This window comes from Allokutzneria sp. NRRL B-24872 (genome assembly GCF_002155965.1).
Classification (GTDB): Bacteria; Actinomycetota; Actinomycetes; order Mycobacteriales; family Pseudonocardiaceae; genus Allokutzneria.
On record NZ_MUMH01000266.1, the window covers coordinates 1599 to 2180 of the forward strand.

Genomic DNA, 582 nt, shown 5'->3' on the forward strand with positions numbered 1-582 from the left:
TCCTCCCCGTGCCCATGCACGCCCTCGCCACCACGTCCGACTACCTCGCCGTGCTCGACGGTTTCCCCGCCAAGTTCGCTCCCGGCTCGGACCTGTCGTACTGCAACGGCGGCTACGTCGTCCTCGCCCTCATCGCCGAGCGCGCGAGCGGTGTTCCCTTCCACGACCTGGTGCGTTCCCGCGTTTGCGAACCAGCGAACATGTCCGACACCGAGTTTTTGCGGTCCGATTCGCTTCCNNCCGCGCTTTCTGGCCCGCGTTCTTCTCCGGCCGCATCGTGCCGCCCGCGTTGGTCGCCGAGATGGTCCGCCCCCACAGCTCCAACTCCTACCTCCGCTGCGGCCTCGGCTTCTGGATGCACCTCACCCAGGACGTCGTCCAACTGGAGGGCTACGACGCCGGTGTTTCTTTCCGCAGCACCCACGACCCCGCCTCGGGCCTCACCCACACCGTCATCTCCAACACCTCCGACGGCGCTTGGCCCATCGCCCGCGCGCTCAACGAACTCCTGCTTGACCCATCTCCCAGTCGATGAAGGCCGCGATCATCGCCCGCCACACCGCTTCCGCCACATCCGGCGCC

General features: G+C 67.6%; 1 protein-coding gene. It reads left to right on the forward strand.

Annotation, left to right across the window (positions count from 1 at the left end):
• Positions 1 to 14: 14 nt before the first annotated feature.
• Positions 15 to 582, forward strand: a 568-nt coding sequence (locus CCN37_RS42515; RefSeq protein ID WP_371505683.1) for a serine hydrolase, incomplete at its 3' end; no start/stop codon positions are given.